This is a genomic window from Streptomyces sp. MUM 2J (assembly GCF_022414535.1).
Taxonomy (GTDB): domain Bacteria; phylum Actinomycetota; class Actinomycetes; order Streptomycetales; family Streptomycetaceae; genus Streptomyces.
This window is the reverse complement of record NZ_JADWYM010000003.1, coordinates 313,578-323,857: the sequence shown is the minus strand read 5'-3', so window position 1 is coordinate 323,857 and position 10,280 is coordinate 313,578. Positions and strand designations below refer to the sequence as shown.

Here is a 10,280-nt window from a genome sequence, read left to right as displayed (position 1 = left end):
CGGCCTCCTTCAGGATCCGGTACATGGTGCGCTCGGAGCAGTGATAGCGGCCGTCGTCCAGTTCCCGTACGTAGATCTGCGCAGGTAACGAGCGTCACCGTGAGCGTTCTGCGTCGTTGATGCGTTGCTGTCAACGGGAGTTCTTCAACGAGACGGAACGAGATCAGTGGCGCACAGCTTGGCGGTCCGCCCCGCGAACGGGCGGCGGACATGGACCGTGATCGACGAGAAGTACCGGACCGTCGTGCCGGTTGAGGACTGGCTGGAGGCCCATCGGCAGTTTTGGTCGCCGAACACGGTCCGTGGCTATGCGACCTCGTTGGCCCAGTGGTGGACGTTCCTCGAACAGCGTGATGAGACCGGAAGGTGGGGCGATCTCGGGGTCCCGGCGGTCGCGGGGTTCCTGTCCTGGCTGCGCAACGGCCGCACTGTCGAGCACACCCTGGTCGAGCCCGAACAGGGCCCCGAGGCCGGGACGTTGGAGGCGAGACTGGCCGCGCTGATCTCCTTCTACCGCTGGCAGGAGGCGGTCTTCTCGGTGCCGGTCGCGGGCCGGCTCATGCGCGGGACACCGCCCGGGCCCCGGCCCGGGGCCTGCTCGCGCACCTGGACGCCCGCACCGCTCCCGCCCCGTCCTCGCTGGTCAGGGTCCGGCGCCAGCAGCATCGTGGGCGCCCGCCGCTGCTGCTGCCGAACGAGATCCAGGCGATCCTGGACGGCTGCGCGATGCCGGACGCCACGCTCGGCGAGTGGGCGGGCAACCTGCGCGACCGGCTGCTGTTCGCTCTGCTCGCGGAGACCGGCATGCGTCTGGGCGAGGCTCTCGGCCTGCGGATCTGCGACTTCGTCATGGGCCGCGGCTCCACTCCCTATGTCGAGATCGTGCCGCGCGAGGACAACACGAACGGGGCCAGGGTGAAGATGATGCGCCCCCGGCGGGTCTATGTCGGCTGCGACCTGGAGCGACTGTTCGCCGACTACCTCACCCACCTCGCCTGCCGGGCCGCCGAGTCCGGCATCGAGATCGATGCCGGATCACCGCTGCTGGTGAACCTTCAGCGGCCGCCGCTGCTGGCCGCCCTGCGCGAGGGCACGGTGCGGGACAAGGTGTCCGCCCTGCGCAAGAAGCGTGTCGGCCCCGCCTCCTGGACGCCGCACTGGTTCCGCCACAGCCACGCGACCGCGCTGCTGCTGGCTGGGACGCCGGAGTGGGTGGTCTCACGCAGACTCGGTCACGCACACGTGCAGACCACGCTCGACCTCTACGGCTGGGTCCGCGAGGACGAGGCCCTGCAGGCCGCGGCGAACTGGAAGTCGTACATCTCCGCCTGGCAGGTCGATGATGGCCGGTGAACAGCGTCATCTGCACGCGGCCGGCGAAGAGGATCCGTTCTGGCGGCTCTGGCGGGAGCTGCCCGAGCTCTGGAAGGGGCCGGTGACCGGCGACGGCATCGCCGACTGGGAGAAGATCACCGAGAACGGTGACCGCCGCATCGACCTGAGCGGTCTGCCCGACCTGATCGCCGCTGAACTGGCCTGGATGGCGCACTGGCAGGCGATGGACGGGACCCGTTCGTCGGTGCTGGGCACCAACCAGTTCGCGAACATCCTGCGCCGCGCGATCCGAGACAACCAACCCTTCCCGCCCTCGATCCGGGCCATGGGGCCGTGTCCCCCGTCGTGGTGTAGCCGATCACGGTCCGTCGCCTCCGCTTCGGAGCCGTCCGGTACGTGCCGCTGCGGTCCGTCGTGCGATCACCGCTGGTCCCAGCTCGGCGAGCCCCAACAGGGCCGCCGACGAGGGCGATTCGGGCTACGACCTGCGGATTCCGCCAGCTTGATCGGCTACACCACTCGGCGGGACGCCATCGGCCATGGACTGGGAGACGGCGGCCGCTTTGCAGCGGTGGTTCCATGCCACTCGCTGGGGCCGGCTCATTCCCCGCGGCAGCGTCGCCCGGCTGCGGGTGATCTTCCGGTTCAGCCGCCTCGCCCTCCTCGCCCGCTGTTCGGACGGGCCCTGGTGGACTCTGGACGAGTGGCACCGGGCCTTGCCCCTGGAGGGTGGACACCTGTTCGTGTCGTTATGCAGCAAGTGTCAGAGTAGCTGACTGTTGTTCGTAGGTGATCGGTGCCTGCTGCCGAGGTGTGAGTGCCTTCGGCGGGAGTTGTAGCGGGTGGTCCAGCGGGAATACGGCCAGGCGGCAGGCGCGGGCCCCGTCGAAGTTCTCCAGGCGCTGGGCCGCCTGCCGGTGGTAGCGCAGCAGACCGAGGCCGGCGGTGAGGTGTGTCCTGGCCCGGAGCCACTCCGCGCGCGAGGTCTGGGCGATCCGCTCGGCGGCGTTGGTGTGGAGCAGGGTGAGCATGTCGTCGGCGAGGGACCCCAGCCGGTCGGCCTCGGGCGTGGCGCCGATCGACATGGCCGGGTCCATTACCGCCTCCGTACGACTCCACTGCTCGTCCGCGCCCAACAGCCCGGCGAGGTCGAGGTCGAGCCCCAGGTAGTCCCGGGCGTGTTCGAGGCAGAGCCGCGGGCTGCGGGCGCTGGTCGTCTCCGTCGGGACGTCGAAGCCGTGGAAGGACAGCTGCTCCTGCGGCGGCAGGTCCGCGTTGTGGTCGCGCATCCAGGCGATGAGGTGCCGGTTGGTCTCCAGCTTCCCGAAATCGTGGGAGAAGCCCTCCCGCGCCACGTCGTCGAGGTGCCCGTCGCCGCCCTTGACGAGGTCGTCGATGCGCAGCGCGGACACGCGGTCCGTCTCCAGGGTGATCGAGCGGAAGCCGAGGTCGGCCAGCACAGACCGGGGAGACGACGGCATACGTGGCGGAATCCCGCCGTGTCCAGGGCAACGACGCGGCCGCCTGCTTCACCGGAGTTCTCATCTGCCAGGTCGACTCCGCCGCCCTGACCGGCGAGGGCCCGGTGCGGATCCTGAACGCGAACCCGACCACGACTCCGCCCACCGGCTGCACCCCGCTGGACCTGGCCGCGTACGCACCCGGACAGAGCTTCACCGACCCGGTGACCGGCGTGTGCTGCCGCCACGCAGAAGGGCCCGCACTCTGCTGTGCGGGCCCTCCTTTCTGCTCCTGACTTTGCAGGTGCGCACTTCTGGCTGATCGTCTCCTGGTTTCCTGGGTGGGAGACAAGTGGGAGATGATCACGGCGTGGTGTTGCAATCAGGTGCGGGGAAATGCTAGACAGCGGCACCTGTGCGGCCCGGGTTCAGCCGCCGGACTCGCCCGCGTGCGGGCTCAGCACACCGGCTCCCACCAGCACGAACAGCAGGATGCCGAGGACGATCCGGTACCAGACGAACGGCATGAAGCTCTTGGTCGAGATGTACTTCATGAACCATGCGATCACCGCGTATCCGGAGCCGAAGGCGATCACGGTCGCGAAAAGGGTCGGCCCCCAGGCCACGTGGTCGCCCTCCATCGCGTCCTTCAGCTCGAACAGGCCGGACGCCAGCACCGCGGGGACGGCCAGCAGGAAGGAGTAGCGGGCCGCGGCCTCGCGCTTGTAGCCCATGAACAGGCCGCCGCTGATGGTGGCGCCGGAGCGGGAGACGCCCGGGACGAGCGCCATGGCCTGGCAGCAACCGTAGATGAGGCCGTCCTTCACGCCCAGGTTCTCCAGCGTCTTGCGCTGCTTGGGCGCCCGGTGCCGGCCACCCTTCTCGTCGCGGGCCGCGAGCCGGTCGGCGATGCCCATGACCACGCCGACGACGACCAGCATCGTCGCGGTGATCCGCAGATCGCGGAACGGCCCCTCGATCTGGTCCTTGAGGGTCAGCCCGAGCACACCGATCGGTATCGAGCCGACGATCACCAGCCAGCCCATCCGGGCGTCGTGGTCCCTGCGGGCCGCCCCGTCGTACAGGGAGCGGAACCACGCCGTCAGGATCCGGACGATGTCCTTGCGGAAGTAGATCAGCACCGCGGTCTCCGTGCCGATCTGGGTGATCGCCGTGAAGGCGGCGCCCGGGTCGTGCCAGCCGGAGAAGGCGGCCGTCAGCCGCAGATGCGCGCTGGAGGAGACGGGAAGGAACTCGGTCAGCCCCTGGACGAGCCCGAGGACGAGGGATTCAAACCAAGACATGAAGGTGGGGAGTCCAACTGCCGATCGAGGAGGGGCGACGGACGTGCTCGGCCGCCGCGCACGGTGATCACCGGTGTCGAGGGCAGCGTAGCGTCCCCGACTGCCGTGCCGTCACCGGGGGTTGACGAGGGAAGCCGATGGGGCGGGGTGACGGGGCCGCGGTGCCGCTCGCGTTCGGGGATGCGGCCGACCGGGGAGTCGGGCCGCCGTCGGCCCCGTGGCCGTCCGGCCCGGGGCCTGCGGGCGGGCGGCTGTTCGACGCCGGGGTCGCCCCGCTGGACGGCGTCGCACGCGACGCGTTCGTACGGCCCGTCAGCACGCCCGGGACGATGCGCGAGGCGGGCGGCCTCGCCAACGCGATGACCCACCAGCCGTTCTGCCCCACGCCCGCCCTCACCGCAGCCGCAGACGGTGGCGCTTGCGCCAGGCCACCGCCGTGCCCGCCAGCGCCGGCACGGCGATGCAGGCCAGCGCCACCAGGAAGGCGGGCGACGTCGGTGCCGAGGCCCGCGCGCCGGCCACGGCGTACGCGGCGGTGTTCGGGACCGACCCGAGCGCCGTCGCGGCGAGGAACGGCACGCCGCCCATCCGGGAGACGGCCGCGCAGTAGTTCGCCGCCCAGAACGGCACCCCCGGGAAGAGCCGCACGGCCAGCATCGAGCGGAAGCCGTGCCGGCTCAGCTGCCCGTCCGCCGCGGTCAGCCACCTGCCCCTGAGCAACGGGCGCAGCGCGTCCTGCCCGAGCACCCGGCCCAGCCCGAACGCGAGCCCCGCCCCGAGCACCGTCCCCGTCAGCGCCGTGCCCAGGCCGAGCTGCGAACCGAACAGGGCACCCGCGGCCAGGTTCAGCAGCGGTCGCGGCACGAAGGCCACCGTGCACAGCCCGTACACCGCTGCGAACACCGCCGCCGCGGCGGCCCCGCCCAGCTGCGGCGGCCAGCCGTGCGCCAGCAGCCGCTGTGGCTCGAACAGCAGCACCGCCGCGCCCGCGGACGCCAGCAGCACCAGCAGCAGGGACAACCGCGACCACGGGGAGAACACCGCTCTCGTGCCGCGCGCGGCAAGGCCGGCGCTCACGGGCACGGAGAGCTCGGCGGGGGCGGCGAAGGTGCCCGCGGCGGCCCGGGGAGGGGCCTCGGCGGTGCCCCCGGAGCGGGTGGTGGCATCGAGCATCCGGCGACAGTAGCCGACACACCCCGGTGATCGCCGTAGGGTGCGTCTCATGAACGCCCCGGACACGGACCCGGCCGAGGTGCCCCGCAGCGCCCTCGCCGACACCGTCCTCACACGCCTGACCGCGGCGTACGGTGCCGCGGCCGACCCGGAGCGGGCCGCGGCCATGCGGGCGTACATGAAGGACACCGTCCCCTTCCTCGGCATCCCCGCGCCAGCGCGCCGGGCGCTGTCCCGCGCCGTCCTCGCGGGCACGGCGCGCCCCGACGAGACCGACTGCCGGGCCGTCGCGTTGCGCTGCTGGGCGCTGCCCGAGCGGGAGTACCACTACTTCGCCGCCGACTACCTGCGCCGCCACGCCGGACGCTGCTCGTCGTCGTTCCTGCCGGTGGTGCGGCACCTCCTCACCACCGTCTCCTGGTGGGACACCGTCGACACCCTCGCCGTCCACGTCGTCGGACCCCTGGTCGCGGCCGACCGCTCCCTCGCCCCCGTCATGGACACCTGGGCCGCCGCCGACGACCCGTGGCTCGTGCGGGCCGCGCTGCTGCACCAGTTGCGGTACCGGGAACGCACCGACGCCGAGCGGCTCTTCGCCCACTGCCTGAGCAGTGCGGGGCACCGAGACTTCTTCGTCCGCAAGGCGATCGGCTGGGCCCTGCGCGAGTACGCCCGGACCGACCCGCAGGCCGTGCACGACCTCCTCGCGCGGGAGGGCGGCCGGTTCGCGCCGCTGACGGTCCGTGAGGCGCTGAAGCACGCGGGAGGCTGAACCACCGCCCGCACCCGGAAAACCATTCGACGCCGGCCGCCGGGTCCGCGAAGATCGGCGTCATGTTCCGGTACGCCTTCCTGCTCGCAGCATCCGCCGTCGCGGATGCGCCGAAGGCTGCCGTCCTCCTCGTCCTGGCCGCCGTCGACGGCGCCCGAAGCTGACCCTCCCCGGATCGTCCGGCGGACCCCGCAGGGGGAGGGTCGGGAACTCCTCGGGGTCCGTGTCCCGGTCCGCACGACCGGGACCTTCCAGGCAGCACCCACGAACAGGCTTCGAGGTATCGCCATGTCCAAGACGACATACGTGCGCACCAAACCGCACCTGAACATCGGCACGATGGGCCACGTCGACCACGGCAAGACCACCCTGACCGCCGCCATCACCAAGGTCCTCGCCGAGCGGGGTTCCGGCGCCTTCGTTCCGTTCGACCGCATCGACCGCGCGCCGGAGGAGGCCGCGCGCGGCATCACCATCAACATCGCGCACGTCGAGTACGAGACCGACACCCGGCACTACGCCCACGTCGACATGCCGGGCCACGCCGACTACGTCAAGAACATGGTCACCGGCGCCGCGCAGCTCGACGGCGCGATCCTCGTCGTCTCCGCGCTCGACGGGATCATGCCGCAGACCGCGGAGCACGTGCTGCTGGCCCGGCAGGTCGGCGTCGACCACATCGTGGTCGCGCTCAACAAGGCCGACGCCGTCGACGACGGCGAGGACGCGGTGCTCGCCGACCTCGTCGAGCTGGAGGTCCGCGAACTGCTCACCGCGCACGGCTACGGCGGCGACAGCGCGCCCGTCGTCCGGGTCTCCGGGCTCAGGGCCCTGGAGGGCGACCCGCGCTGGACGGCGTCCGTGGCGGCACTGCTGGACGCGGTGGACACCTACGTGCCCGTGCCCGAGCGGTACCTGGACGCGCCTTTCCTGCTGCCGGTGGAGAACGTCCTGACCATCACGGGGCGCGGGACGGTGGTGACCGGTGCCGTGGAGCGGGGAACGGTCCGCGTCGGCGACCGGGTCGAGGCGCTCGGCGCCGGTGTCGAGACCGTCGTCACCGGCCTGGAGACCTTCGGCAAGCCCATGCAGGAGGCGCAGGCCGGGGACAACGTGGCGCTGTTGCTGCGCGGGGTGCCCCGGGACTCCGTCCGGCGCGGGCATGTCGTGGCCGAGCCCGGGAGCGTGGTCCCGCGGCGCCGGTTCACGGCGCAGGTGTACGTGCTGTCGGCCCGTGAGGGTGGTCGCACGACGCCCCTGGCGACCGGCTACCGACCGCAGTTCTACATCCGCACCGCCGACGTGGTCGGTGACGTCGACCTCGGCGGCGCCGCTGTCGCACGGCCCGGGGAGCAGGTGGAGATGACCGTCGAACTGGGGCGGGAGGTGCCACTGGAGCCGGGGCTCGGCTTCGCCGTCCGCGAGGGCGGGCGGACCGTCGGGGCGGGGACCGTGACCGCCGTGCTGTGAGGGACGGCCCCGGGGCACACCCACGGCGGTCCCGGAACGCCAGGCCGCGGTCCCGGACTTCGGGACCGCGGCTTACGACGCGGGGTGGCCGTGGTTCCGGACGCGGGGGACGAGGGTCGGCCCAGGGCGGCCGCACGGGCACAATGAGACGGTGAACGAAGCCATCCCCGTCACCCGGACCGTCGACCAGGGCACGGCCCGGCTCATGCCCGACGTCGACCGGGAGCGGGCCTGGCTGCTGACCGTCGACGGGGCGCCGCAGTCGTACGTCGATCTGGATGCGCCGCAGCATCTGGAGTTCGAGTACGCGCGGCGCCTCGGGCATGTGCTGGACACCGTCGCGGAGCCCGGGCGGGCCCTGGACGTCCTGCACCTCGGCGGCGGCGCGCTCACCCTGCCCCGGTACGTCGCCGCCACCCGGCCCGGATCCCGGCAGGACGTCGTCGACGCCGACCGCGGCCTGCTGGACCTGGTCGCCGAGCACCTCCCGCTGCCCGGCGGCAGCGGCATCGTGCTGCACGCCGCCGACGCGCGGGCCTGGCTGGAAGCGGCCCCGGACGCCTCGGCCGACGTCCTCGTCGCGGACGTGTTCGGCGGCTCCCGGATCCCGGCGCACCTGACCACGCTCGCCTACGCCCGCGACGCAGACCGGGTGCTGCGAGACGACGGCGTCTACCTGGCGAACCTCGCCGACGGAGCGCCCTTCGCCTTCCTGCGGTCCCAACTCGCCACGTTCGCAGCGGTGTTCGAAGAACTCGCGCTGATCGCCGAGCCGGGCGTGCTGCGCGGACGGCGTTTCGGCAACGCGGTGCTCGTCGCCTCCCACCGGCCCGTCGACACCGCGGCCCTCACCCGGCTGACCGCCGCCGACGCCTTCCCGGCCCGGGTCGAGCACGGACCGCCGCTGCGCCGGTTCACCGGCGACGCGCAGCCGGTACGGGACGCGGACGCCGTGCCGTCACCCGAGCCCCCCGACGGCGCGTTCGGCATCGGCTGAGTCGCCGTTGGGGCCGCCCCCGGCCACGGGCTGCCCCCGGCCACGGGCCGGCCGCGGCCGCGGGCCGGCCGCGGTGCCGCGGGCCGCGCACGTCCGGCCCGCACAGCACCGCCGCCGTCACCCCCACGACCAGTGCGGCGCACCCCCGGGGACGCCCCGCGCCCGCCTCTCTGGCCAGATGATGCTACTCGCGGGTAACCTCCCGTCCCATGAGCGCAGACCAGATGTCCATCGGCGAGATGCTCGCCGCCACGGTGCCCATGGCCCGGACCCTCAACCTCGAGTTCATGGAGACCACGCCGGAGAAGGCCGTGGTCGCCCTGCCGGACCAGAGCGACTACCACAACCACGTGGGCGGGCCGCACGCCGGTGCGATGTTCACGCTCGGCGAGTCGGCCAGCGGGGCGATCGTCCTGGCCGCGTTCGGGGAGCAGCTGTCGCGGGCCGTGCCGCTCGCCGTGCGGGCCGAGATCGCGTACCGCAAGCTCGCGATGGGCGCCGTCACCGCCACGGCGACGCTCGGGCGTCCCGCCGCCGAGGTCGTGGCCGAACTGGACGCGGGGGAGCGGCCGGAGTTCCCGGTGACCGTCGAGATCCGCCGCGGGGACGGTGCCGTGACCGGTGAGATGACCGTGGTGTGGACGCTGCGCCCCAACGGCTGAGCGGTGTGGGCCCGAGTGCGGGGTTGCTCCGCGGGCCCGGGCACCTCCGCGGGTTCCGCATGCGCGCGCGGCACGGGCCCGGGACCCCGCAAGGGTCCCACTCCCGCCGGGACGTCGCCGGTTTGACCGGGGGATGCCGGTTGGGTCCGGTTCAGGCCGCCGCGCTTTCGGTCACGGTGCGCGTGCCGTCGTCCAGGTTCGTCACGAAGTCTCTGAGCCAGGCGGTGAACTCCGGTCCCAGATCCGGGCGTTCGCAGGCCAGCCGGACGACCGTGCGCAGGTATTCGGCCTTGTCGCCGGTGTCGTAGCGCAGACCGTCGAAGACCACACCGTGGACCGTGCCGCCGGCGGCCATTTCCTGGAGGGCGTCGGTCAGCTGGATCTCCCCACCGCGGCCGGGCGGGGTGTGCTCCAGGACGCCGAAGACCTCCGGGTCGAGGACATAGCGGCCGATCACCGCGTAGCGGCTGGGCGCCGCCCGGCGGGACGGCTTCTCCACCAGGCCCGTGACGCGGACGACGTCCGGCTCGGAGGTCGGTGCGACGGCCGCGCAGCCGTACAGGTGGATCTGTTCCTCGGGCACTTCCATCAGTGCCACCACGCTGCCCGCGCGGGCGTCGCGCACCTGGAGCATCCTGCGGAGCAGGGTCTCGCGCGGGTCGATCAGGTCGTCGCCGAGCAGCACGGCGAAGGGCTGCCCGCCCACGTGGTGGCGGGCGCACAGCACGGCGTGGCCCAGACCCAGCGGGTCGCCCTGCCTGATGTGGTGGATGTCGGCCAGCCGGGCCGGGTCGCGCACCGCGTCGAGACGCACCGCGTCGCCCTTGGCCGCGAGGGTCTGTTCCAGCTCGACGGCGTGGTCGAAATGGTCCTCGATGGCCCGCTTGTGCCGACCGGTGACCATCAGGATGTCGTCGAGCCCCGCCGCCGCGGCCTCCTCGACGACGTACTGGATGGCGGGTTTGTCGACGACCGGCAGCATCTCCTTCGGCGTGGCCTTCGTCGCGGGCAGGAACCGTGTCCCGAGTCCGGCGGCCGGAACGACCGCCTTGCGCACGGCGGACGAGGTCGGGGGAGTCGGTGAAGTCCGGGGGGTGCTCATGCGAT

The 10,280-nt window shown here is 72.5% G+C and carries 9 protein-coding genes and 1 pseudogene; 6 read left to right on the top strand and 4 right to left on the bottom strand.

All coding sequences use genetic code 11. The features are described from left to right. Positions 1–366: 366 nt before the first annotated feature. Positions 367–1,353, top strand: coding sequence for a tyrosine-type recombinase/integrase (locus I3F54_RS04985; protein ID WP_308373116.1), 987 nt, complete (start codon positions 367–369; stop codon positions 1,351–1,353). A gap of 875 nt (positions 1,354–2,228) precedes the next feature. Here the strand turns inward: I3F54_RS04985 and I3F54_RS04980 are convergent. After that, positions 2,229–2,792: pseudogene (locus I3F54_RS04980) on the bottom strand (erythromycin esterase family protein); the annotation flags it as partial. A 26-nt stretch (positions 2,793–2,818) separates the two neighbouring features. Between I3F54_RS04980 and I3F54_RS04975 the strand changes: the two are divergent. Further along, entirely contained in the window at positions 2,819–3,091 is a 273-nt protein-coding gene (locus I3F54_RS04975) for a hypothetical protein (protein WP_240117344.1), read from the top strand. Between the two features lie 132 nt (positions 3,092–3,223). Here I3F54_RS04975 and I3F54_RS04970 read toward each other — a convergent pair whose 3' ends face one another. Both I3F54_RS04970 and I3F54_RS04965 read right to left on the bottom strand, forming a co-directional pair. Beyond that, positions 3,224–4,099 carry an undecaprenyl-diphosphate phosphatase gene (locus tag I3F54_RS04970; RefSeq protein WP_240117343.1) on the bottom strand — a complete coding sequence of 292 codons (876 nt, stop codon included), beginning with the start codon at positions 4,097–4,099 and terminating at the stop codon, positions 3,224–3,226. Between the two features lie 393 nt (positions 4,100–4,492). Next, positions 4,493–5,272 carry a TVP38/TMEM64 family protein gene (locus tag I3F54_RS04965; RefSeq protein ID WP_240117342.1) on the bottom strand — a complete coding sequence of 260 codons (780 nt, stop codon included), beginning with the start codon at positions 5,270–5,272 and terminating at the stop codon, positions 4,493–4,495. Between the two features lie 49 nt (positions 5,273–5,321). Between I3F54_RS04965 and I3F54_RS04960 the strand changes: the two genes are divergently transcribed. The 4 genes from I3F54_RS04960 (at position 5,322) to I3F54_RS04945 (ending at position 9,173) form a co-directional block, all read left to right on the top strand. Continuing rightward, complete coding sequence (locus I3F54_RS04960; protein WP_240117341.1) at positions 5,322–6,044, top strand: DNA alkylation repair protein; 723 nt, start codon at positions 5,322–5,324, stop codon at positions 6,042–6,044. Between the two features lie 288 nt (positions 6,045–6,332). Next, on the top strand, positions 6,333–7,514 hold the full coding sequence (tuf, locus tag I3F54_RS04955) for an elongation factor Tu (protein ID WP_240117340.1): 1,182 nt from the start codon (positions 6,333–6,335) through the stop codon (positions 7,512–7,514). A gap of 151 nt (positions 7,515–7,665) precedes the next feature. Continuing rightward, the gene (locus tag I3F54_RS04950) at positions 7,666–8,511 is read left to right on the top strand and encodes a spermidine synthase (protein WP_240117339.1); all 846 of its coding nucleotides are present in this window, start codon (positions 7,666–7,668) and stop codon (positions 8,509–8,511) included. Positions 8,512–8,735: 224 nt separating this feature from the next. After that, positions 8,736–9,173 (top strand): DUF4442 domain-containing protein, encoded by a 438-nt coding sequence (locus I3F54_RS04945; RefSeq protein ID WP_240117364.1) that lies wholly within the window; start codon positions 8,736–8,738, stop codon positions 9,171–9,173. A 151-nt stretch (positions 9,174–9,324) separates the two neighbouring features. Here I3F54_RS04945 and galU read toward each other — a convergent pair whose 3' ends face one another. Continuing rightward, positions 9,325–10,275, bottom strand: a complete 951-nt coding sequence (galU, locus tag I3F54_RS04940; protein WP_374205855.1) for a UTP--glucose-1-phosphate uridylyltransferase GalU — start codon at positions 10,273–10,275, stop codon at positions 9,325–9,327. Positions 10,276–10,280: the final 5 nt, after the last annotated feature.

Coding starts and splice junctions, on each gene's coding strand:
- I3F54_RS04970 (WP_240117343.1), bottom strand. CDS start 4,099: ATGTCTTGGTTTGAATCCCTCGTCCTCGGGCTCGTCCAGGGGCTGACC.
- I3F54_RS04965 (WP_240117342.1), bottom strand. CDS start 5,272: ATGCTCGATGCCACCACCCGCTCCGGGGGCACCGCCGAGGCCCCTCCC.
- I3F54_RS04960 (WP_240117341.1), top strand. CDS start 5,322: ATGAACGCCCCGGACACGGACCCGGCCGAGGTGCCCCGCAGCGCCCTC.
- tuf (WP_240117340.1), top strand. CDS start 6,333: ATGTCCAAGACGACATACGTGCGCACCAAACCGCACCTGAACATCGGC.
- I3F54_RS04945 (WP_240117364.1), top strand. CDS start 8,736: ATGTCCATCGGCGAGATGCTCGCCGCCACGGTGCCCATGGCCCGGACC.
- galU (WP_374205855.1), bottom strand. CDS start 10,275: ATGAGCACCCCCCGGACTTCACCGACTCCCCCGACCTCGTCCGCCGTG.